Origin of the sequence: Propionicicella superfundia DSM 22317 (assembly GCF_000423465.1) — a bacterium.
GTDB classification, from domain to species: Bacteria; Actinomycetota; Actinomycetes; order Propionibacteriales; family Propionibacteriaceae; genus Propionicicella; species Propionicicella superfundia.
In genome coordinates this window covers 104,073-126,296 of the sequence record NZ_AUIA01000017.1, presented here as the reverse complement: position 1 = coordinate 126,296, position 22,224 = coordinate 104,073, and the positions used below count along the sequence as shown (strand labels likewise).

Here is a 22,224-nt window from a genome sequence, read left to right as displayed (position 1 = left end):
TGGACGATGCAATACGTCACCTGATGGCTCGCGATGTAGTCGAGCATGCGTTTCAAGTCCGGCCTGTCGGCGGAGCGGGCGGACTCCCCAGCATCGACGAACTCCGCCACAATCCGCGCACCGAGAGCTTCAGCCTTGCGGCCGTTGGCTTCGCGTTGCGCCGGGATGGAGAACCCCTCGTCGCGGCCACCCTTCGCGGCCTGTTCCTTCGTGGAGACGCGCTGATAGGTCACCGCCGTAAATGCGAGCTTCTCGTCAGCCTCGGCTGGTGCTGGGAGTAAGAGGGTCATCGTGCTGTCCTTCCTTGGCCTAGCCAGTGCTGTCGCCGGGGCCGTTAGTTTGATCGTCTCGCGCGGGAGTTTGATCGTCTCGCGCGGGAATGGCGCGGTCCTGGGCTTCTTCGTGGTGGAGCTGTTCGGCGAGGTGCAGCACCAACGCAACGAGACGGGCGGTGTCCGGTTCCTCCAGCACGCGCGGCGTCGCGGTGATGCGGCGGCCGGTATCGGTGGTGCGGGAGTAGCCCATGGAGGAGAGGTGCTCGACCTCGCCCCTGGATCGTGTCTTTTGTTCGTTCCTGGTTCACAGTGCTCGGAGGTGTCCGCGTTGCGTGATGCGTCTACCGCGTTCTTCGGGTGGGACTTGTTCACGGGCGGTATCGATCTGCTCAGCGAATGCTTGTAGTTCGGTGAGGGTGGCGTGGAACTTCTCGATCTGCTCGTCGGTGAGTTCCGCAGCGAGTTGGGGGATGTCGTAGCGGTCGCACCAGCCGGTGAACTCGTCCCAGGTGAGCACGAACGCCCGAACGTTGAGCCTGGGCATGGGCTGGAACGTGCTCTTGCGCTTCTTCTGCTTCGCGCGCTTCTCCGCTTTGACGCGGGCGAGGGCTTGGCGGGCGAGGCGATCCAGCTCACCCGCCGCCTCATCGCGGATGCGAGTGTATGCGGGCGTGACGGGGCAGCCTGCTTCGATTTGTTCGAGTTCTGTTTTCGCGTGGGCGCGGAGCTGTTCTTCACGGGTGGGATCGTCGGCGATCTTCTCGATGAACCCGATCTGCTCCAACCGGGAATACGAGGCCCGCCCGGTGACCATGAGTGCCGCCTGATGCCGAGCTTCACCTGCCTGTCCGGACGGTGCCGCTGGGTCAGCGGTGCCGTCACTGCCGGGTTGGTGGTCTTCGCTGAACCGTGAGGCTTCTTGCCTGCGTTTGGCGTCTTCGGCGAGGAGGGCTTTGAGTTCTCGGTAGAGGGCGGCGGCCTCGATCTGGTTCAGCGGCTTGTGGAGCACGTTCTCGTCCTGCTCCGCGAGCAACTGCCCGAGCCGGTCGGAGATCCCGGACCGTACCCACACGCGGACGGTCTTCCACCCGAGCTTCTTGATCGCCGTGAGTCGGCGTGCCCCGCAGATGAGGAACCCGTCAAGGTTCACCGTGATCGGTTGCAATAGGCCGTGGCGTTGAATCTATGCGGCGAGGGTGTCGATCTCGCCGAGGTCCTTGCGGTGCCGGTTCCCGACGGGGATGGAGGAGACGGCGCGTTCGACGTAGAAGCCATCCTTTGGCACATCCATCCCCGATCACCTCCCCACTCCGGAGGAAGCGAAGGAGACGGCGGCGACGAGGTCATCATCCTCCAGCAGCAGCGGCATCGTTTCGCCGATCAGCAGCCGCAACAGCACGCCCCGCCCCATGGGCGTCGCCGCGTGCACGGGTTCGGGGCTGCCTAGTAGGGCTCGGAGCAGTGCGTGCCAGGCGGGGCGAGGAAGATCCAGCATCGCCGGAGTCTGCTGATCGCGCCGCAACGCGCTATACGCGGCCTGCCGTGCACCGGCTTTCGTCAGTGCGTCACAGACGTGCTCAACCGCATCCCGCGCCGTATCGCCCGGCCAGCCCAGCAGCACCAGGAGCGTGATCGCCCCTTCGACCGCGTGAAGGACAGGCGTGGAGACAGGATCGGGTTCTGGTGTGTCGAGGTCGTTGAAGTGTTCGTCAATGAACCCGAACACGGGGTGGTCGTCCACCATCGGGTGCTCACGGTCGGAGAATCGTTCGGGATCGTGGAACACGGTGAACCGCTTCCGCCTGGCCTGATGCACTGAGCACAAGAGCCCCTGCCCGCGTTCCTCGACCGAGCAGGTGATCCGCACCGAATGCGTGATCACCGCCCACGGATCACGAGCACGCCGCGCCGCCGGGGTGCGCATCACCTCGAAGGCGGCAGAGACTGCCTCCCACGGATCAAGCCGGTGCTTGACGGCGAGAGCGGCGTACTTGTCCCGCGCGTACCGCATCAGATCGGCAGCGACGGGATCATGCACCCACGCGCCCTCGCCCTGCTCGTGCAGACGACACAACAGACAACGCAGTTTCTCGCTATCGCGAAAACTGATAACGGCACCCGCGTGGTCGGTCATGGTCTCGCTCCCCTTTCCCATACCGGATAGGTGCTCACTGGTTAACCAGATGGCAGAGCTGTTAGTGGGCGGCGGTGGAAATTGTCACGTTGGCCGTCTTTCAACGCGCAGTGACGCGTAGACGAGCCTGATCAGCTTCATGGGCTTGAGATGGGTCTGCCGGTCCCAGAACTCGGGCGGTACCACGCTCGCCTCGTCAATATCTTGGTGGACATACCAGCCAGCTTCTTCGAGCCAGCGGCGTGCATCAGATGGTGCGGTCGTGCACAGCCACGGCTCCCCAGCCTTGCCCGCCATCGTTGCGACAGCGTTTGCGTAGGTCGCACCCGACTCATCTCGGTGTCTAGGTGAAAGGACGTAGTCGAAGATCAGGACTGACCCGTGTGACAGGCCGGAGAGGTCGGCGACGAATCGTCGGCACTGTGCCGGGGGCAGGTACATGCTTACCCCGAGCCAGAGGATCACTGCTGGGCGTCGGGTGTTGAAACCGGCCATCTTCAACAGGTGGGGGTCCAGGCCATTCCTGAGATCGGCGGCAACATGATGAGCGAAGTCGGCGACTCCGGCGTTGCGGAACAGTTCTTCGCGCCACGCAAGCACCCCGGGTAGGTCCACGAGCCATGCCTGTCCATCAAACCGGTCGTGAACCCGCTGGAGCGTGGTGTCCAGGCCTGCGCCAACGATAACGAGCTGATCAATACCAAGGTCCAGAAGCGTCCGGTCGGCAAAGTTGGAACGCGCACACGCCGACAGGCGTGCGGCAGCCAGCACGGGCGCCTCGGGGTGTTCGACTTGAAAACTGAGCGGGGACGGGCTGGTCGAGTCGCACAATCGTTGTGCGACTGGGTCCTCTAGCAGGTGTGGTTCTTGGTCGACGATCGGATGCGCGGCACGAGCTGCGGCAGCGAAGACCGCGGTCGTGCTGTAACCAGTTGTATCTCTCACTTCAACTAACTACCATGAGTAGGCCACAGATAGCGGGAAGCACGCCGCGCACACCCAGAACTGACCGGCCTGAGCGTGGGATCACTCAGGAGCTCTTAGCCCCTTCCCCGCCGTGGAAACCGCCCGGGCTCCCGCTCTCCACCGGCCCAGTCTTAGCGAACACGCGTCTTGCAGATGCGGCAGGTGCTCAGAGCGGTGTCGTTCGGAAGTCGAGTCCGGACAAGTGTCGGTGCTGCGTGAGATGCTTGTCTAGACGGCGAAGGTTTTCCTCCGCGCGGGCAGTGGATATGTCTCAGGGACGCAGATTGAAGCGAGGTGACCGCATAATGACCGAAGCTGAGGTGGAGCAACGGCGGGTTCGCTTCTACGGTGTGCACGACTTAGCAGCAGGCGTGTTCGTCCCACGCGCGGCTGAGCTTGCCGCCGGATTCGATTCTGGGGTCGAACTGACGAGTGTCATGGATGCCCTTGAGCTCCACAATGTGCAGAAATATCTAGAGCATGGGCTGCTCCCAATCTCGTACTCAGAGGAGGAGGCAGAACAGCTTGTAGAGCAGGTTCCGAAGATTCGTAGCGCCGTTGCGAGGTATTTCGCATCGGTTGATAACGAGAACGTCGCCATCCTCGTGGCTGAGGTTAGCTATGAGTTTCATGGTGATCTGCTTGCCTTGCTGGGACAACACAAGGTCTTTGAACGTTGCTCTAGCTCGGCGACTATTCCCGCACTGAAAGCGGCGAGAGTGCATCTCTCGGAGATGCTGACGAACAGAAGTCTTGTATCCGCCTATGACGAAGAACTGCGGGACGAGCTACTCGCCGAGCCGCGCAATGCAGAAATTCTTGCTCGCAAGTACTTGGAAAAAGACGAGAAAGCGAAGGTCTATTTGCCAGGTAGCTTCACGTCTAAGGATGCACGCGACTTGATGGAACGTTACATCGATGATGATGACGCGAACTCAAACTATCTGCGGCTAATTTTCTACGGCGAAGGACAATGCCGAAGCTGGTATTGACGCCAAGCTAAGACTTAAAGCCAAGCGGAGAAATGAAGATCTGACTGCGAAGTTCTTTGAACAGAACTCTGGATTCAGGAAGGGTTGTGAAATCTCTATTGCTGAGGATCAAGATGAGCCGGCGCTATCGGAGATTGACTCCTCTGACGGATCAGTGTTGCGGCATACCTACAGCAAACGATGGCTAGAGGAAACCACCGAATACCCAAGCATCCTGAACAACTTCCAGCATTTGTTTGAGTTTACCGACCAGCAGGTGATCCTGACACTGCCTTCCTACCCTGCGCACTTGGGTGTGATGGAGCGAATAATGGGGGTTACAGGAAACGCGGAGTACAAAACCGGTGTCTCTTTCCAAAGCCTAGACGCAAGCTCTTTGCTTCAGACTCACGTGTATCGTTTGTTCTTGAAATCGCACGGCATATCTCTCGAGGACGTGATTGCGTGGTTTTTCGAGAAGTATTTAGTTGAAGAATTTGAAGCAGCGAACTTCTCATTCTCTCCGTCGGCAAGTGAGGCACCCTACCTCCAAAGGGTTCGACATCTCTTCGCGGAAATGGAAAGTGTTGCAAACCAATTCAGCGTGTTCGTCGAAGATGGACACCTTGATCGCGAGTTGCTTACTATGGGTGCGGACCAGGTCCGATATCGAGAGATACCCAGCCTGCTTCAGGGCAAGTATGTATACCCGGTGGCTGACCAGGAAATTGGTGGCGTCCTCCACTTGTTATTTTCAGATCAATCATCATTGACCTACATCGAAGAGGGATTGCAGGGTAACAACGCGGTCGAACTCCTGCTGCGAAATCAAATCTCATACACCGACTTTCACGAATATCAGCGGGCCAGTATTGACCACCTCATCCGACTCGGGGTGCTTGAGAATGCTGGAGGACGAGTTCAGTTCAGGAGCTTGGATCAACTCGTACTTCTTTCGGCGCTGTTCAATACTGAGGCGGCGAACTACTATCACCTATCATCTGCTGCGCGCCTTGATGTTGATAAAATGGTCGAAAAGGGTTGGGTGACGCGACGATCCTCGCTGCTCACAGATGCTGAAGCCGATTACTTCAATTACTTCCTCAACAGAGTGGGGTTCAGTAACGGGCCAAACTTGCGCAATAGGTACTTGCACGGTTCACAAGCTCATACTGACGGCGAAGATGCACACTTTAATTCATACCTCATCGCGCTGCGCTCACTTATAGCGCTGGTCATCAAGATGAATGATGATTTCTGTCTTGCTGCTGGGAGTGCTGATAGAAGCTAAACCTCGCAGTGACTCCTTGTCTTGGCGGTATCTGCTGAGGTCGGGCCCTCATGTTTCCCCAAATAAGTAGATCCGCTATCGGCCTCCCCAAAGACGCTCCAGTTACGTCCGATGCAGTCGTGCGACTGGTTCGCCTCGACTTGCAAGAGGCGTGGCAGCTCAAACGAGGTCTGCGAACGGGAGCAGCGACAGGGTCGTGGACGTCTTCTGAAAGACGTGTGGCAACGCGCTTCGTATGCGGACTACGGTGAGTGGTCGACCGTTGGTCGCGGTGCTGCGAAGTATGCGGCGGGTCGACGGGCCGATGCGCGTTCGCTTCTAACGTTGGGCCCTCTCGAACCGCTTCAGGGAATCCCCGTAATGCTTTGAGACATCGGTGGGGACATCGAAGGAAATGGGTAGTTCCAGCGAGACGGATTCACCGCTTTCGAGAGTCTCGTTTAACTGGTCCATTCGTTGCCGGAAATCCAGGATGAACTCATGCACAGCCTCGACGGGTTGTGTCGCGTAGTCGGCGAGTGCGCGGAGCGTATCGCGTCCTTCTTCAAGCGGAGTTGTTGCTGAGCGGATGCGATGTGACCAACCGAGCAACTCATCGTAGATCAACAGCATGCGACTGGCGAGATGTTGGATCAGGTCCGGATCTCCGGCCTCCCCAGGGGCACCCATTGCGGCAACCTGAGCAGGACCGAGTAGTAGGCGTTCAAACGCTTCGGTGGTGCTCATCATCCGTGCGAACTCGATCTGTGCATAGTTGTGGAGCTCACTTGTGGGAATGAACTCTCCGCCCAATGCGAGTTGGAGGCGATGGTCGTTGTAAGCATCGCTACGTTGCCCAAGTCCTGCGGCTAACCAGTAGCTGAAAAGGATGTACTCCCATCCGGCTGGTCGTTCACCAATGAGGATCGCGGCCTCGGTCGGCGTGCGCGGTACGCGCCCGTTGAAACGTCTAGATCCTTCGGCGTGAGACGAGCCGAGTTTGGCCACGACAGCTCGCGCAACCCCGACTGCCCCCTCGGTCTGCCCGTCGAGGTAGGCGACGCTACTGCGAACGCCTGGAAGCTCAGTCGAATCGAGGCGTACCGGAAGCAAGTACGGCGTTGTGCTCTGCAAGGCGCGCACCAGGACACTGCGCCTCTCCAGCCGTGTCCACGGCTTGGCCGCGTAGTGCATGGAAACGAACATCACGGCGAAGCGAGCGCGGTGTTCGTACACGTCGGGGAAGTACTCGGTGAGGTCCTGGCCCCCACATCTCAACCTTCGCGTCCTCGTCGTAGAACACGCTGAAGCCAGCTTCCTTCACTAGCTCGACCACCTCGTTGACGAACACTCGGTCCTCGCCGGCAAATGTCACTGCGACGTCGAAGTCATACTCACTCATGGCTACCTCCCTCCTGCCCTCTGCTCCAGAATATGGGTGCCGGCACTCTCCCGGCTGGCGGCGCAGCGATACGCGCGGCGCAGGCAGGTGTTGACCACTGCTCTGCTCAGCCTGTACCACTCAGTCCTTTTCGTATAACATTAATGGCATGAGCGAGCGCGAGACGATCAACGGCACGCCCGTCACCGAGGAGCAGATCGCGGCCTGGGCGACCGAAGCGGAGGCTGGCTACGACGTGGCAGCGCTGAAGAAGCGGGGTCGTGGTCGGCCGGGTCGTGGCGCGGAGCCGTCTCAGGTCATCGCGTTGCGTCTCACGGCGGATGAGATCAGTGCTCTTGATGCGCGGGCGGAGCGTGAAGGCAAGTCGCGCTCCGAGGTAATCCGCGAGGCGCTGGCTTCGGCGTGAGAGTTCACCCGTCGGCGCTCAAACACGGCGTCGATGCCGAGGACGCGATCCAGGCTGCGACCTGGGCAACGTGGATCGAGGACCTCGATGATGACAGTCCGGCTCGGCAGCTTCGGCTCGGGTTCGACACCCGTGGCCGACTGCTGGAGACGATTGTGCTGGTCTTCGACAGTGGGAACGAACTCGTGATCCACGCCATGAAGGCCCGCACACAGATGCTCGATCTCCTGCCGTAGCGACCTCCATGCCCGGATTCATCTGGTCCTCGTCCTCTCCCAGACCGTCATCCGGCTCACCTCGAACCGACGGGCGATGGACATGATGCTCTCGCCGTTGTCGCGGGCCGTGTGAATCGCGTCTATCTGGTTGGCAGTCAGAGGCGTTCGATTCCGTCTCTTTGGTTCCGTGACAGCCCCGGCGAGGCCTGAATCGGCTGTGGAGCCCGACGCCCCGAGACCCCGCTTCGCCAGTTCCCACACGGATTCCAGTCGTTCGACGCGCTTCCACTCATGTGGTTGGAGTCTGCCCCGGTCCACCAGAAGCTCGTTGTTCAAACCGGCGACGTTTTCGGTTTGAATCCTCCTATCGCTCCCTTGGGCCTCGTGGTCCAGGGCGAGCGTGTGGACTTCGGGGTTGAGCAGCACGTTGAAGGGTGTGCCTGGTGCTCCCTCGACGGTGTCGGAGTCGGGTTTGGCCCAGATTGTCTCGAAGAACGCTTGGTTGCAGGTGCGGCGGAGTGAGTCGTCGATGCTCATGTAGAGCTTGTGGCAGTCACCGGCCAGGGTGAGGCAGTCGTCGAGGTGGGCTTTGGCTTGCTCGTACTCGGTGGACGAGGCCTCGATCTGCACGTCGAGCCAGGCGAGGCGGCGACCGATGCGGTCTTGCTCGGTCTTGAGGAGATCGACGGGGACGGCTCCGGCGTAGTGGGCTTACAGGGGTTTCCGCGTTCGTTGCGCGGGGTTCGAGCAGAGAGGGCACTTCGTCAAGCGCGTGCCGCGTCATCCACGGTTCCAGTCGTTGAACGAGGGCGCGCTGAACGTGCACGCGAGGTTGACTTCGGGCTGTGACTTCACGCGGGGCGGACGGACGGCAACTCCACGATCACGTCTGCCCTGGTCAATAAACTGTGGACATGAGTAGTGCAGGTCAGGCCAATGAAGCGGGCAGCGTCTTCCGTCGCGACGCTGCGGTCTATTTCGCCGTGTACGCGCTCATCGGTAAGCCGATCGCCCCGCTCAACCAGACAGCGCGGGTTCAACGGTTGGACTTCGAGACTACCGATCCCACAGATGACATTGTCTTGAGTCTCGACGACGGCACGAAGGCCTTCATCTCGGCGAAGAACCACGTGGACGCGGGAAAATCGTTCAAAGAGACCGTCGCCGGCTGGATCGCTCAGGTCGAAGAAGGGATGGGGCCCAACGACTTGCTGGGATTGACCTTTGGCAGTTGTGCTGGATGGGTCCGTGATCTCGCAGATGGCCTACGCCGACTGCGTCTCGGTCAAGAAATCTCAAGAACGGCGGAGCTGTCAGCATTACAGAAATTGGATGCTCTTGTCCCGGAAGGACATCGTGACGAGATCCGTCAGCGAGCAAGATATGGTGCATATCTCCGAATCCGCGATAAGCGGGGATACGACGGCGACGTTAGAGGTACTACTTTCTGGAGTTATCGAGGGGGATACGAGGCTGGCAATTTCCGTCTTGTCAAGCATGCTCCATGCGTTGGCAGGGGGCGCGCTAGGAACTGACGTTCCAACATTGGTCAGGAAGATCGGTGACACGGCGGGACTTGTTGTTCGACCAGGAGGTGATTCTCCTGCCGGGCTCGAAGCATCCTCGCTCGCGGCGTTGACTTCCTATCTCGAAGGGTTTGCATCCCGGCGCGGAAGAGTGAACCTTCCGCTCCTAGCAGATGATCTCGAACCGGTAGTCGTTGCCCGCCCCTACTGCTCCCAAGTTCTCGCTCCTCAGACAGAAGATGCACCTATCCTCGTTGAGGATCGGTGCAGGCGTAGATCTCCGACGTCGCCATCGTGGGGAAGCTCGCTTTGAGCTGCTCGATGTGGACTTCGGGGATTTGGCAAGTCTGTCGGTGGCCAACGAGCACGATGAAGAATCCCGCGTCGCTGACGCCAAGGAAGTCGCCGTCGTGGAGGTCTCGTATGCGCAGCAACCGCAGGCCGTCTACGATGACCTCGTCCACTTGATCTACTCGGGTGTCGACGATGCCGAGCCGTCGCAGTTCGTCAGTGTGGTCTCCGTTGAACACGCGTACTCTGAGGCCGGAAATATCAAGGGTTTCTCTCATGGTGTCTTCGGGGCGAAGGGGAACGTCTGAGAACATCCCCATCACGACGCCTTCGTTCAGGAGTATTCCAAAGCTCACCGGACCGTGGGTCTTACTCAACAGTGTCATCCCGGACAGTTCGGCATAGGCGCCGCGAGGGTCCTCGTACTCCGAAACCTCCTCGCCATATTGCACGCTCAGGTAGTTCGGCTTTTCGCTGGGCCGTCGGACTAGGCCTGCGATCAGCCCGCGCTTGACCTGCTCTGCGTAGGATTCATACTCACGAGGGAGCGCAGAGAAGACGGCCACCAGGAACTCACGCAACCATGTGACCGGAACACGCTGACGCCGGAACCACGTCAAGACTGAACACCTACTCGTTGCGGGATGCGGACTAATCAAAGCCTACTTTACCATCGGTCTCGCTGCGCTCCGCTGAAGATGTTGAGGCTCCTCCGAATGGGCGGAGCTACGCTGCGGCGTTCTTCGTCACCTACAGGATCAAATGAACGTGCTGGCGGGCCCGGTTCTGGAGGTCGAGATACGCACGCCCGGCCGCACTGTTCCGCGACGGCCTGCTCATCGGGCACTCGCCACATCGAGCGCGGAGCGCACCGGGCCAAACGTGCCAAGCGCCTCCGCGTACTCCAGCAGCAGCGCAGGCCTCGCACCCGGCGCGGCCAGGTAGCGGTACAAGGCGGCATGCGCGATCGGCTCGCCGAAGCGGCGGCGGAACCGCATCAGGTCCACCACCGTCCGGGCCGCATCATAGATGCGCACCGGCTCGCCCGGCCCGGCATCGAACGTCGAGAGCCCAAGCTCGAAGGTGGACTCCTCGAAGCGGAACACCGTCACCGGCGGGTAGTCGATCACCGGAGCATGGGACCGCTTCGGCACGGCGATCTGCACCGTCGGCGGCATCTCGTCCGTCAACTCATGGATCGCCGCTGCCGACACGCAGCACACGATCGCCCGCGGCGAGCGATATGCCACCGCCAGCACGTCCGGGTAGGAGGCCGGCGGCGCGTCCGCCCGCCGGAACACGCCACGTGAGAGCTTCACGATCTGGCCGACATCCCGCCAGGCATATAGATCCCGTGGGTGCACGCCACGCGTCCTGGCCGTCTCCGTCGTGAACGTGGACGGGAGCGTCTCGTCGAACTCCTTCATGGATAAAATCCTTGCACACTAGAAGCGATTGTGTGCAGAGTTTATCCAGTCGACTGGATGGCCCTCCAGGACAGGACTCGGCCTCAGGTGCCTCAGTCACTGGGTTGAGGCTGTAGCCGTCGATACCTGGGAGGACAGCGCAGCATGTACGCCGCGACCGCGCACAGTGTCGCGCGAAGGGAGGAACATGCTCGACGACGAACAGCTCGCAGCGATCATCGAAGTCGGGTATGAGCAGCGTGGAGTCGAGTTCAAGAGTGCGGGCGATCGCACTGACCGAGCCTTCCTGGCGAACGTTGCACGCGTGTCCTCGCGCGCTCTAACCAGCGTGACGGCGGTCACCTCATCGTCGGCCTCAGCGAGGACGGTATCGACGCCGCCGAAACCGCCGTTTCAGGCGGCGTGCTGCAGGAGCTACCAAAGCTTGATGGGACGATTCTCTGCGGCCGCAGCGAGGTAGTCTCCGCAGGCTCGCACGAGATACTTGAGGTTATGCGGCTGTAAAGCATCCCATCTTCCAACGAGCGGGTCACCTGCACCGGGGCGGCCGTCGAGCGCATGGAGAGCGGCCCTGTGGGGTGACCCCTTGGGCTGTGCCGCGAACTCTTTGAGATACGTACTTGAAAGGGCGCGGCCATCGGTAGTAACCACTTTGGCGAAGCCGAAGCTGGAGTCCTCGTATCTGTGGATCTCAACCAGCCACCCTTGCCCCACAGGCTCAAGCGTTTCCCAGGACTTCGTACGCAAGAGGCCCTCTTTTGCGTGCCCTACCGTTTCAAGTAGTTGGCGTGGAGGAATCTTCTCTTGCGTGACTGCGGCCAGGAACTCTCGACAGAACTCTTGGAGCCTGTTCGACTCCTCGTCAATGGCCTCGGTTCTCGCGCGGTGTTCCGCTTCTGCATTGCGGCGCGCATCGTCGAGTAGTCCCATGCGTTTGATCCTACTCACCGTCGCAGTCGTGTAGCCCGCCTCGTCGACGATGATCAGTCCGTCGCGCCGCAGTCTGGCGAGCTCTTCCGGGAGCCGTCCGGCGCGGTGGTCACAACGACGGCCGCGACGGGGGCTGGCTCCTGATCCAGCACGTCCAGTCGTCCACCCGTGTGCTGTTGCGGCTGCAACGCCAGTACCTGTCCGACATCGAACCCAAGGGCGAGGCGCAAACCACCCGGGATCGTCTACCTGCTCGAGTGGGCGAGTGCCCCGGTGGCAAGCCCCATGCTCCGCAACCTCCCGACCTCGCGGATCGAGGCGGCGATCAACCGCAGCCAGTTCGCCGTCACCGGGGCCACCCGGTTCGAGGGCGGCACGATGACGATGCCCTCCGGGCGTATCCTCCGCTCCGAGGACGTGATGAAGCCGCTGGGGGGCCCGAAGCGCACCCCGGACTTCTACGAGGTCGGCGCCCTCCAACACACCCGCCTCGTGGACGACGGCGACCGAACCCCACCGCGCGAATGGCGGGAATCAGCCGCGTACCCCTCTCGACCGCGCAAGGCTGGGTCGCCCGCGTTCGCAGCAAAGGCGTGCTCCCGCCCGGACGGCGTGGGCGCACCGGATAGCCGTTGGAGACGGCCACGGCTGGCTTCCCGGCCGGTGTCGGAGGTGGCCGGGTAACATGAAGGCTCAGAGCGAGAGGAGCAGGCCATGAGTAACACGATCCTGACCGCTGGCGCTCCGGCGGCGCGGACGAGGCCGGACTTCACACATGTCTCGGATGTGATGCTCTACGACATCGCCCGCCACACCGCCTCGCTGCTGACGTCGATTCTGCTGGGTCGTCAGCGTGCCGCGACTGACGATGCCGACCGAGAGCACTGGGTGGCCCGTGAGCGGTTGGTCATGCAGCAGGTTCGGGCGCTTGACCCCGACGACCGGGCCGGGCTGATCGCGCAGAACGAGGCCTGGGAGGACGAGGCCAGCGCCCTGCGCGACGGGCAGTAGGGCAAGCGGCTCGGGGGTGAGTGACCTGGACGACGAGCCACAGCTCGGCAGCGAGGCGTGGCTCGCTCACGTCTTCACTGACGAGGCCCGCGACCTGCTGTTCGCGGGGCACCGGCCGGATCGTGAGCGCCCGGTGCTGGTGCTCTTGGGTGGTCAGCCCGCGGCGGGCAAGACGCAGGCGCAACGGACGATCCTGGCCGAGCACCCCGATGATGATCTGGTCGAGGTCACCGGGGATGACCTGCGCCGGTACCACCCCGACTATGACCGGCTCGCCCGTGAAGCGCCGTTCCTGATGCCGAACGAGACCGCCCCGGTCTCGGGCGGTCTCGTCCGCCTCGCCGTCGAGCACGCTCATGAGCGCAGGTTCTCGCTGCTTCTGGAGGGCACGTTCCGCGATGCGGCGATGGTCACCGGCACCGCGACCCGGTTCGCCGATGCCGGGTATCGGGTCGAAGTCGTCGCGGTCGCCACCCCGGCGGTCGTGTCACGCCTGTCGGCGGAGATGCGCTCCCTTGCCGGTGGTCTGCCCGCCGTGGGACGGTGGACGCCACCGAGTGCGCACGAGTCCGCACTGAAGCACTCGCCCGGGGTGGTCGCCGCGCTCGAAGCGCTCCCGCACGTCGCCCGGCTGCAGGTGTTCTCCCGTGAACGACGCCTCTACGACAACACCCGCACCGCCACCGGGCAGTGGGAGCACCCGGCGAAAGCAGCGTCGGTGCTGCGCGCCGAACAGCACCGCAGGCTCGCCGACTCGGAAGCGTTCGCGTGGCTGCGCGACTACCAGGGCGTGTTCGCTCTGGCCGCCGCCCGGCCCGGCTACCTTGGCTCCGAGACCGCGCCCGCCTACCTGCGCCTGCAAGCCGACGCGGACACGATGATCCGATCCCTGATGCTCACCCCCGGCGCGCCGGTGGGCGAGCTGCGCGCCGAGCACCGCAAACGCCACACCCACCTACGCCGGGTGCTCCCGCCCGAGGTCATGCCACGCCGCTCCACACCAGCGCCGCTACCGGAGAACCGCCCACAGCCCCCACGCCGGGAACCCCCGACACTCGGACGCTGACCCCGCCCCGACCGCTATTGGATACCGCCCTCGGCACGCTCGTCCTGCTTGCCGAGCACCGTCCGCTATCACACACCTGGGCGGGATCGTCACGGCGATCGCCCGCGCCTGGGGTAGTGACGCCACAGCGTCGAAACGTGCTGGGTCGCCTCGCCGTCGATGCAGCTCACACGGCAGCCCCTGGTGCGCCCGTCGCTCGACAACCCCACCGCGTAGAGCGGGACGTCTACAGGCCACGTGCTGGCCCCTCGCGACCGGTGTTCGAGCCGAGTATGCGGTCGTTGCTGGCGGAGTTCCCGGACATGTCTGCTCGACCCGACCTCTCCAGTGCAGGCGCGCCGCTGTGGTGCACCCGCGCGGGAGGCGGGGCAGACCTGAACACGGCGGTGCTGTCGGCACCTTTCGACGGTGCCTGGGTCCGAGGAGCGCTCCGCCCGTCAACCGGCCATCGACAAGCCAAAGCGATGAGATTTCCGCCGTCGTGACCGGCTCTTTCCTGGGCCAGATCTTGCCCGAGCCAGACGCCGATATCTGAGGTAAGCTCCGGCGCAAAGTAACCCTGCCGCGGGAGGTCTCTGCTCGGGGCTGGTGAGCGGAGGCGGCATGAACCTTCGAAGTACGCGTCGCTGGGTGGCGCTGGTGTGCGTCGGCGCCCTTGTATCAGCGGGCTTGACCCTGGGCACGGTCGTCGAGCCGGCGGCTGCTGCCGGGAACGGAACCCTGTCGCTGTACAAGGCGATCGAGAACCTCGCGACCGGTGCCAGCGAGGGCGATCGCGGCAAGTGGGACGTCCAGGCGGTCAATACCGACACGGCCGAGACCATCCGTGCCAACGGCCTCAACGGTTTCCAGACCAGGGTCATCCCCTCCGGCCAGTATCGGATCTCCGAGCTGGCCACCGCCAACACCCCCGCGGGCTACCGGTTCCGGGACTGGAACTGCGGTGGCACGGTCTACACCGACCCGACCCCGGTCATCACCCTCGCAGAAGGCCAGAGCCTCACCTGCACCATCACCAACGAGGCCGTTCAGTCGACGCTCACACTGCGCAAGGTGGTCGACGGCGGTTCGGCTCCCGCATCCATGTGGACGCTGCAGGCACTGGACGGCCCGACCGGCGTCGGGGGTACCGCAAACACACCGCCGGTCACGAACCAGTCGGTGCGCATCGGCACCTACCGGCTCCAGGAGTCCGGCGGTCCGTCCGGCGGCGGCTACACGGCAGGGCCGTGGCAGTGTACGTATGTCGACCATCTCGGCAATACCGGGGAGGTCGCGGTAAACGGCAACAACCAGATCACGATCGTGCTCGACAGAGCGGTCACCTGCACCATCGTGAACACGGCCGAGGCGAGCGGCGCTCAACTCACATTGGTCAAGCAGATCGAGTCACCGGATGGAGAAGCCCACGCGCCCGAGGACTTCACGCTGACTGCCACGCCGGGCAGCGGTGGCGATGTGATCACCGGAACGACAGGGTCGCCGCAGGTCTCCCACGTCGAGGCGGAGGTCGGCGTCGGCTATACCCTGTCCGAGACCGGCCCGGCCGGATACACGGCCGGTTCCTGGGCCTGCACCGACCCGGCCGGCGCGACGTTCACCCTCACCGGTGACGCGCTCACCCTCCAAGAGGGCGCCGACGTCACCTGCACGATCGTCAACGAGTTCACCGGCGGCTGGCTCACTCTCACCAAGCAAGTGGTGGACAGCGCTCAGCCTGCGTCCGCCTGGACCTTGACCGCAACCGGCACCGGCGCTGCGGCAGGAACCACCGTCGAGGGCACGACCGGCTCGACCGCCGTCACCCGGGTGCCGGTTCCGTCGGGCGACTACGACCTGTCCGAGGACGGGCCGATCGAGGGCTACACCACCGATGGCTTCTCGTGCGACGGCGGCAGCACCCACGTGTCCAGCGTCGAGGTCACGGCAGGTGCCGAGATCACCTGCGCGATCGTGAACGTTCGCAACCGCAACGTCACGCAGTTGACCCTGGTCAAGGAGGTCGACAACGCCGGCGGCGGCACGCTCGATGAGTTGGACTGGGGGCTGCGTGCCCAGGGAGGAAGCCCGCCGCGGGCAATCTCGGGCCGTTCGGGCTTGAACACGGTGACCTACGTGATCGTGAGTCCGGGTGCCTACACCCTCACCGAGGGCCCCTTCGGCGGTGCCGACGTCTCCGGATACCAGTCCGAGGGCTGGACCTGCGTGGACTCGGCGGCGGGAGAGCTGCCCCTCACCGGCGCCGCGCAGAACGTCGTCGACCTCGCCGCGGGCGCGCAGGTCACCTGCACGGTCCGGAACGTCTGGCAGGGTTCGACGATCACCTTCCGCAAACAGGTCATCAACACCCCCTTCGGCAGTCACGCCCCCAGTGAGTGGGACCTCGCCGTCGAGTCGCAGGACGGTGCGACCACCGTGCTCAGCGGCAACGGTGCGAACGGCATCGACCGAGCGTCGATCACGCCAGGCACCTACCGGCTCACCGAGACCGACGGCCCGGGCGGTTACCAGTTCCAGTCCTACCAATGCCTCGGAGACGGCGACTCCGACGCGGACCCGAATGACGACCTGGTCACGATCCCGCCGTCATCGGACGTGGTCTGCACCGTGACGAACCGCTCCGTCCCGCCGACGCTCACGCTCGTCAAGGAGATCGACAACACCGGCGGCGGCACCGCGAGCGTCGCCGACTTCACGCTGAAGGCGCGTGGCCCCGGGAATGCGGCGATCTCCGGCCCCAGCGGCAGTTCGTCTGTCACGCAGGTCGTGCTGCCGCCCGGTGACTATGTGTTCAGCGAGGACGGCCCCGCCGGCTACACAGCCGAGTGGGAATGCACCGGCGGGGAGAGCTGGAACGCGGCCACCGGGGTTGCGGTGCTGGATGTCGGCGACGACATGATCTGTACCGCCGTCAACACCGTCCAGCGTCCCACCCTCACGCTCGTGAAGGACGTCGTCGGCGGGCCGGCGACCGCCGCCGACTGGCAGCTCACCGCCGACGGTCCCGGCGCGCCTCATACGGGCGTCACCGGGGACGCGACCGTGACGGGCGTCGAGGTGGATGCCGGCGCGTACGACCTCAGCGAGGCTGCGGTGGATTCCACCGACCCGCTCGCGGCCGGCTACACCGCCGGCGCCTGGTCGTGTGACGCAGGCGCGCTGACCGGGAGCCGGCTCACCCTCGCGCCAGGCGATGACGTCACCTGCACGATCACGAACACCTGGACGGGCGGCACGCTCACCTTGGTCAAGGTGGTGGACGACGGCCAGGTCTCTCCGCCCGGAGGGGCCACCCCCGGGGCGTGGACGCTGACCGCCGCCGGTCCGGTGTCCGTGACCGGCTCCGGCGGTAGTTCCGCGATCGTCTCGCAGCCCGTGCCGGCCGGCGACTACGACCTGTCCGAGGCGCTCACCGCCGGTCCGGTCGACGACGACTACCACCCGGGCGCATGGGTCTGCACCGGCACCGGCGGCACTCTTGTGCCCGGCGATCCGGGCGAGGGCGTGCTCACCATCGCCGCGGGGGTCGACGCCGACGTCACCTGCACCTTGGTGAACCTCTTCCAGCCCCCGCACCTCACCCTGCGCAAGGTGGTCTCCGGCGGTGGCCCGCTGTCCGACACCGATGACTGGACCCTGGCGTTCACCGGGGGCTCCTCCGGATCCGGCGTCACCGGCGACGACCCGATCACCGCGATCGCCGTCGGCTCGGGCACGTACCAGTTGAGCGAGACACCCAGTGACACCGCGGCAGCCGAGGGCTACGCCACCGGCGCGTGGAGCTGCACGGGCGGTGTCGTGGTGGACGGTGGTGGCGGCACCGCCGAGCTCACGCTGACCTCCGACGACCTCGACGTCGTCTGCACCATCACCAACACGTGGACCGGAAGCAGACTCACCCTGGTCAAACAGGTCGACGACGGCGGCGAAACCTCGAACCCCAGCGGCGAGGCCACCGACTGGACACTGACCGCCCAGAGCGACGACGACGTCCTGCAAGGACTCGGAGGCGGAACCGACTTCGTCCTGCCGGGCGACTACACCCTTTCGGAGGAACTGACCGGCTCGGCCGACGCCGACTACCGACCGGGCAACTGGGAGTGCACGACCGCGACCGGCACCACGTTCACTCCCGGCGACCCCGGGAGGGCGGAGCTGACGATCGACGCGGGCGCGAACGCCGACATCACCTGCACCTTGCGGAACCTGCTGCGTCCGCCGCACCTGACCCTGGTGAAGCACGTGACCGGAGGCCCGCTCGACGCGCTGGCCGACTGGACGCTGACCGCGAACGGTGGGGACGACCCGATCGTCGTGTCCGCTCCCGCGGATGATCCCTCCCTGGTCGGGCGCTCCGTCGGCGGTGGAAGCTTCGCGCTCTCCGAGGTGCCCACCGACTCCACCGCGACCACGGCCGGCTACACCACCACCGGCTGGTCCTGCGACGGCGGTGATCTCACGGCCTCCGGCGACAGCACGGCAACCCTTGTGCTCGACGCCGACAGCGACCTCGACGTCACCTGCGAGATCACGAACACCTGGACCGGCGGCAGTCTCACCCTGGTCAAGCAGGTCGCCGACGGCAGCAACGGCCCGGGGAACACCCCCGCCAACTGGACGCTGACCGCCACCGGCCTCACCACGGTGACCGGCGTGGGCGGCAGCAGTGAAGTCATCGACCAGTTCGTTCCCGCCGGCGACTACACCTTGACCGAGCAGGCCACCGCGGGCGACGGGCCGGATCGAGCCGGCGAGTACCAGGCGTCGGCGTGGTCGTGTGAGGGCGGATCGCTCGTTGGCGGTACCGTCACGGTGGCGTCGGGCGCCGACGTGACCTGCACCATCACCAACCAGTTCCTGCCTCCGCACCTGACCCTGGTCAAACAGGTCACGGGCGGCGGGCCCGCATCCTCACCCGACGACTGGCCGCTGTCGTGGGACAACCCCGATCTGGGCCACCCTGGCCAGGGCACCGGCGTCACCGGCGAACCGGAGGTCACCGACGTCGCCGTCGGCTCCGGCACCGTCACACTGACCGAGCAGCCCGTCGAAGGCTACCGGGCAGGACTCTGGACCTGCGTCGGAGCGCAGGAGGCTCCCGTCCAGGTGGAGGGCACCGGCACGGCGACCCTCACGCTGACCGTGGGGGACGCCAACGTGACCTGCACGATCACCAATGAGTGGACGGGCGCCCAGCTCACCTTGACCAAGGTCGTCGACGACGGCCAGGAGGAGCCCGATATCCCAGGCCGCCCGGTCGACTGGAGACTGAGCGCCATCGGCGGAGACGACCGGCTCGATGTCGACGGCACCGGCAGCGACTACGTGCTGTCCGGAGAATACGCGCTGTCGGAGACCGTCAACACCACGGTCGACCCGGAGTACCGCCCCGGTGAGTGGCGGTGCACGGGGTCGGGCTTCACGTTCACCCCGGGCCAGCCCGGCCTCGGGGTCCTCGACCTGGAACCGGGAGCGGTCGTCACCTGCACCTTGTCGAACCTCTACGACCCGCCGCATCTCACGCTCCGCAAGGTCGTGGACGGCGGACCTTTGCCCGACACCGTCGACTGGACGCTGCAGTTCGTCGAAGACGGCGGCGACGCCGGCTGGGGCCGCACAGGAGACAGCGAGATCACCGGTGTCGCGGTCGGTGCCGGCACCTACACGCTCTCGGAACGGCCCACCGCCGCGTCGGCGTCATCGGACGGGTACGTCAGCTCGGGCTGGTCATGCGACAGCGCGTCGCCTGCGGTGCCCGGCCCGAACGGCACCGCGACGGTCACTCTGAGTGACGACGATCTGGACGTGACGTGCACGATCACCAACACCTGGTCCGGGGGGACCCTGACCCTGGTCAAGCAGGTGGAAGGCGGCACCGCGGCTCCGGGGGACTGGACGCTGTCCGCGACCGACAGCAGTGGCGCGATCGCCGCCGAGGGCACGAGCGGGCAGTCCGCGGTGACGAACCTGCCCGTGCTGGCGGGTGCCTACTCTCTCAGCGAGACGGCGAACTCGACCGCTGCCCCTCTCAACCAGTACGCAGCGGGAACCTGGTCATGCACCGGCGGGGCTCTGAACGGGTCGGTCGTCCAGGTGGGGGTCGGCGCCGATGTGCACTGCACGGTGATCAACGTCTTCGATCCACCTCGACTCACACTGGTGAAAGAGGTGCAGGGCGGATCGGCGAGTCCCACTGACTGGACCCTGACCGCCAGGGGCCCCGTCACGGTCTCGGGCGTGACCGGAGACCCGCTCGTGACTGCCGCGGCGGTGGAGCCCGGCACGTATGTGCTGGCCGAGGAGCCTGTGGCGGGCAGTCCCACCGAGGGCTACGTGGCCGAGGGCTGGAATTGTGGCGATGCGCAGGTCAATGACGGCGTGCTGGTGCTCGGCGTCGGTGACGACGTCACGTGTGTCGCGACCAATCGCATCCAGGATGGAGGCACCGCGCCACCCGACGGCGACAAGGGTGGGAACGAGGACCTCGCCGCGACGGGCGCAGGCTCACTGTGGTGGCTCATCGGTGGCGTCGTCGTCATGGCGGTCGGAACCGTGCTGCTTACCGGAACTGCGCCGAGGAGGCGGCGGTAGCACCCCGCGTTCACCGGATGCGCACGACAACGGAACACGGTCGAGTGCGCCGCGCTGATGGAGAAGCACGTTCGTCGAAGTCGAAGTAGCGCAGGTAGGGGTCGTCGAAATTGCGCGGGAGCGTGCCGACGCCGAGGGGAGTGGAATCCCGGCCCCAGTTGATCGTGCGCAGTTCGAGAAGCGTCCGGGCTCGAGTCGCTGACCGATCAGGCGAGCCCATCGAGTCGAGCGAAGGCTGTCACGCCAGGCCGGCCCAAGCCGACCGGCGGTAGCGTCAAGCACGTCGAGGGCTTCCAGATGGCGAGTGTGAGAACCTCCATCCTCGCAAGACCTCGACACCACGTGCGGGGCTGACGCGCCGGCCCGACTCGCACCCCCGACTGGGAAGAGCGGTGAAACCGCTTCTGACCGGGTGATGCGGAGCGTCACGGGTGACAGCCGGGTTTCGACGCCGATAGGGTGAGATGCGCACGCATCGCGCATCCAAACTCGGAGGTCATCGGCGTGGGTGTCCCCGTGAGCAGCGACTCTGCCGCAGCGCTGCGCTACGCGCTCTCGTTCACGACCGGCGGCCTCCTGGAGCGCGAGGCCACCAACTTGGCGCCTGTCTACGTCGAGTACCGCGACTGGGCGAACGTCCGAGACGTTGCTGTCGGGCAGAACCTCCTGAAGGCGCGCACCCACCAGACGGGCGTGCGGCTCGTTCGTGAGACGGTCCAGAGGATGTCGGCGCTCTCCGACCACGAGGTCGAGATCCTCGCGGACCTCACCGCCTCGGAGCGCGGCCACCTCATGTGGGCGGCCGCATGCCGCCGCTACGACCTCGTCGGGGAGTTCGCCGAAGAGGTGCTCCGTGAGCGCTACCTCACCTTGGCTGGCGCGGTTTCATACGAGGACTATGACTCGTTCTACCGCGCTAAGGCCATGTGGCACGACGAGCTCGACGCCGTCTCGCCCGCAACCTACAAGAAGCTCCGGCAGGTGCTCTTCAAGATGATGGTCGAGGCAGAGTTGCTGACGCCGCAGGGTGCGATCGAGCCCGCTCTCCTCTCGGCTCGCGTCACCGATTGCCTTGCCCAGCGCACGCCGAGCGACATCCGCTTCTTTCCGACGAGGGTGGCCTGATGCCCCTACAGCCCAAGCCCACACTGGCTCAGCAAGAGGAGCACCTGTTCAAGGTCCTCAGTAGCCAGCGCTTCCTGAAGATGGAGGGCCTCGGCAACGAGGTCGCCCACTTCATCTACGACTACGACCCGACGTGGGCGCTCGATGTCGCCCAAGCCAAGAAGCGCATCAAGACGAAGCTCGACACCGAGTTGGGTATCAAGGTCTTCGAGGTCAACCTCTACGACCTGTGCGTCGAACTGCTCAAGAGGCGCAACGTATGGGAGCGCGTCCTCGCCGCCGAGCCGACGATGGACAAGCCTGACTTTCTCAAGACGCTGCAGAACATGCTCGACCCCCAGATGCACCTCGCCCCAGCCATTAGGGAGCGCATTGCAGCCGAGTCGTTCCAGATCCTCTTCCTCACCGGCATCGGCGAAGTGTTTCCGTTCGTGCGCTCCCACACAGTGCTCAACAACCTTCAAACCGTCGTCTCCGACAAGCCGATGCTGATGTTCTTCCCCGGGCGGTACGAGGTGTCGGCTACGCAAGGCTCAGCGCTGGTCCTGTTCGGTCAACTCAAGGACGACTCTTTCTACCGCGCCAAGCGCATCCTCGACCAGGAAGCATGATCCG

At 64.4% G+C, this 22,224-nt stretch carries 21 protein-coding genes; 11 read left to right on the top strand and 10 right to left on the bottom strand.

The features are described from left to right. The 5 genes from G555_RS0102990 to G555_RS21690 form a co-directional block, all read right to left on the bottom strand. The coding region (locus tag G555_RS0102990) for a recombinase family protein (protein ID WP_028707715.1) at window positions 1-290 on the bottom strand (290 nt) is incomplete at its 3' end. A 19-nt stretch (window positions 291-309) separates the two neighbouring features. Then, a complete protein-coding gene (locus tag G555_RS0102985; protein ID WP_028707714.1) occupies window positions 310-525 on the bottom strand; it encodes a hypothetical protein in 216 nt (71 codons plus the stop codon). A gap of 54 nt (window positions 526-579) precedes the next feature. Next, on the bottom strand, window positions 580-1,458 hold the full coding sequence (locus G555_RS17625; protein ID WP_342662663.1) for a ParB N-terminal domain-containing protein: 879 nt from the start codon (window positions 1,456-1,458) through the stop codon (window positions 580-582). 114 nt (window positions 1,459-1,572) lie between these two features. After that, a complete protein-coding gene (locus tag G555_RS0102975; RefSeq protein WP_156887407.1) occupies window positions 1,573-2,409 on the bottom strand; it encodes a hypothetical protein in 837 nt (278 codons plus the stop codon). An 84-nt stretch (window positions 2,410-2,493) separates the two neighbouring features. Then, window positions 2,494-3,354, bottom strand: a complete 861-nt coding sequence (locus G555_RS21690; RefSeq protein WP_084634626.1) for a class I SAM-dependent methyltransferase — start codon at window positions 3,352-3,354, stop codon at window positions 2,494-2,496. Window positions 3,355-3,680: 326 nt separating this feature from the next. Here G555_RS21690 and G555_RS22765 point away from each other — a divergent pair, with 326 nt between their 5' ends. Both G555_RS22765 and G555_RS22760 read left to right on the top strand, forming a co-directional pair. After that, entirely contained in the window at window positions 3,681-4,367 is a 687-nt protein-coding gene (locus G555_RS22765) for a hypothetical protein (protein ID WP_211223155.1), read from the top strand. Window positions 4,368-4,524: 157 nt separating this feature from the next. Next, complete coding sequence (locus G555_RS22760; protein WP_211223154.1) at window positions 4,525-5,637, top strand: hypothetical protein; 1,113 nt, start codon at window positions 4,525-4,527, stop codon at window positions 5,635-5,637. A 318-nt stretch (window positions 5,638-5,955) separates the two neighbouring features. Here the strand turns inward: G555_RS22760 and G555_RS21010 are convergent, their stop codons facing one another. After that, entirely contained in the window at window positions 5,956-6,852 is an 897-nt protein-coding gene (locus G555_RS21010; protein ID WP_156887406.1) for a hypothetical protein, read from the bottom strand. A gap of 314 nt (window positions 6,853-7,166) precedes the next feature. On the opposite strand from G555_RS21010, the gene G555_RS0102960 reads away from it, so the two are divergent. Next, window positions 7,167-7,424: a ribbon-helix-helix domain-containing protein gene (locus G555_RS0102960; protein WP_028707711.1), complete on the top strand. Its 258-nt coding sequence runs from the start codon at window positions 7,167-7,169 to the stop codon at window positions 7,422-7,424. After that, window positions 7,421-7,660 carry a hypothetical protein gene (locus tag G555_RS0102955; RefSeq protein WP_028707710.1) on the top strand — a complete coding sequence of 80 codons (240 nt, stop codon included), beginning with the start codon at window positions 7,421-7,423 and terminating at the stop codon, window positions 7,658-7,660. Before G555_RS0102960 ends, G555_RS0102955 begins: the two co-directional genes overlap by 4 nt. An 18-nt stretch (window positions 7,661-7,678) precedes the next feature. Here G555_RS0102955 and G555_RS21005 read toward each other — a convergent pair whose 3' ends face one another. Continuing rightward, window positions 7,679-8,272, bottom strand: coding sequence for a helix-turn-helix domain-containing protein (locus G555_RS21005; protein ID WP_051208319.1), 594 nt, complete (start codon window positions 8,270-8,272; stop codon window positions 7,679-7,681). A gap of 284 nt (window positions 8,273-8,556) precedes the next feature. Here G555_RS21005 and G555_RS22145 point away from each other — a divergent pair, with 284 nt between their 5' ends. Beyond that, window positions 8,557-9,177 carry a hypothetical protein gene (locus G555_RS22145; RefSeq protein ID WP_156887405.1) on the top strand — a complete coding sequence of 207 codons (621 nt, stop codon included), beginning with the start codon at window positions 8,557-8,559 and terminating at the stop codon, window positions 9,175-9,177. A gap of 236 nt (window positions 9,178-9,413) precedes the next feature. Here the strand turns inward: G555_RS22145 and G555_RS0102945 are convergent, their stop codons facing one another. The 3 genes from G555_RS0102945 to G555_RS22140 form a co-directional block, all read right to left on the bottom strand. Further along, window positions 9,414-10,040 carry a hypothetical protein gene (locus G555_RS0102945; RefSeq protein WP_156887404.1) on the bottom strand — a complete coding sequence of 209 codons (627 nt, stop codon included), beginning with the start codon at window positions 10,038-10,040 and terminating at the stop codon, window positions 9,414-9,416. 255 nt (window positions 10,041-10,295) lie between these two features. After that, a complete protein-coding gene (locus tag G555_RS0102940) occupies window positions 10,296-10,886 on the bottom strand; it encodes a type IV toxin-antitoxin system AbiEi family antitoxin domain-containing protein (RefSeq protein ID WP_028707708.1) in 591 nt (196 codons plus the stop codon). Between the two features lie 414 nt (window positions 10,887-11,300). Next, complete coding sequence (locus G555_RS22140) at window positions 11,301-11,816, bottom strand: hypothetical protein (protein WP_156887403.1); 516 nt, start codon at window positions 11,814-11,816, stop codon at window positions 11,301-11,303. 285 nt (window positions 11,817-12,101) lie between these two features. Here G555_RS22140 and G555_RS22755 point away from each other — a divergent pair, with 285 nt between their 5' ends. From G555_RS22755 to G555_RS0102910, 6 genes are all read left to right on the top strand, one after another. Continuing rightward, a complete protein-coding gene (locus G555_RS22755; protein ID WP_156887402.1) occupies window positions 12,102-12,500 on the top strand; it encodes a hypothetical protein in 399 nt (132 codons plus the stop codon). 30 nt (window positions 12,501-12,530) lie between these two features. Continuing rightward, complete coding sequence (locus tag G555_RS0102930; RefSeq protein WP_028707706.1) at window positions 12,531-12,827, top strand: hypothetical protein; 297 nt, start codon at window positions 12,531-12,533, stop codon at window positions 12,825-12,827. Window positions 12,828-12,843: 16 nt separating this feature from the next. Continuing rightward, window positions 12,844-13,893: a zeta toxin family protein gene (locus tag G555_RS21000; protein WP_028707705.1), complete on the top strand. Its 1,050-nt coding sequence runs from the start codon at window positions 12,844-12,846 to the stop codon at window positions 13,891-13,893. 603 nt (window positions 13,894-14,496) lie between these two features. After that, window positions 14,497-20,484 carry a prealbumin-like fold domain-containing protein gene (locus tag G555_RS17610; RefSeq protein WP_156887401.1) on the top strand — a complete coding sequence of 1,996 codons (5,988 nt, stop codon included), beginning with the start codon at window positions 14,497-14,499 and terminating at the stop codon, window positions 20,482-20,484. A gap of 516 nt (window positions 20,485-21,000) precedes the next feature. Next, window positions 21,001-21,609: a DUF1819 family protein gene (locus tag G555_RS0102915; protein WP_028707704.1), complete on the top strand. Its 609-nt coding sequence runs from the start codon at window positions 21,001-21,003 to the stop codon at window positions 21,607-21,609. Further along, the gene (locus G555_RS0102910; protein ID WP_036920888.1) at window positions 21,609-22,220 is read left to right on the top strand and encodes a DUF1788 domain-containing protein; all 612 of its coding nucleotides are present in this window, start codon (window positions 21,609-21,611) and stop codon (window positions 22,218-22,220) included. The genes G555_RS0102915 and G555_RS0102910 overlap by 1 nt, the downstream gene beginning before the upstream one ends. Window positions 22,221-22,224 lie beyond the last annotated feature (4 nt).

Excerpts from the sequence above, each read along its gene's own strand:
- G555_RS0102930 (WP_028707706.1), top strand. The coding sequence starts at position 12,531 with ATGAGTAACACGATCCTGACCGCTGGCGCTCCGGCGGCGCGGACGAGG.
- G555_RS22145 (WP_156887405.1), top strand. The coding sequence starts at position 8,557 with ATGAGTAGTGCAGGTCAGGCCAATGAAGCGGGCAGCGTCTTCCGTCGC.
- G555_RS0102975 (WP_156887407.1), bottom strand. The coding sequence starts at position 2,409 with ATGACCGACCACGCGGGTGCCGTTATCAGTTTTCGCGATAGCGAGAAA.
- G555_RS0102910 (WP_036920888.1), top strand. The coding sequence starts at position 21,609 with ATGCCCCTACAGCCCAAGCCCACACTGGCTCAGCAAGAGGAGCACCTG.
- G555_RS17610 (WP_156887401.1), top strand. The coding sequence starts at position 14,497 with ATGAACCTTCGAAGTACGCGTCGCTGGGTGGCGCTGGTGTGCGTCGGC.
- G555_RS0102940 (WP_028707708.1), bottom strand. The coding sequence starts at position 10,886 with ATGAAGGAGTTCGACGAGACGCTCCCGTCCACGTTCACGACGGAGACG.
- G555_RS0102985 (WP_028707714.1), bottom strand. The coding sequence starts at position 525 with ATGGGCTACTCCCGCACCACCGATACCGGCCGCCGCATCACCGCGACG.
- G555_RS22755 (WP_156887402.1), top strand. The coding sequence starts at position 12,102 with ATGCTCCGCAACCTCCCGACCTCGCGGATCGAGGCGGCGATCAACCGC.
- G555_RS0102960 (WP_028707711.1), top strand. The coding sequence starts at position 7,167 with ATGAGCGAGCGCGAGACGATCAACGGCACGCCCGTCACCGAGGAGCAG.
- G555_RS22765 (WP_211223155.1), top strand. The coding sequence starts at position 3,681 with ATGACCGAAGCTGAGGTGGAGCAACGGCGGGTTCGCTTCTACGGTGTG.
- G555_RS22140 (WP_156887403.1), bottom strand. The coding sequence starts at position 11,816 with ATGGGACTACTCGACGATGCGCGCCGCAATGCAGAAGCGGAACACCGC.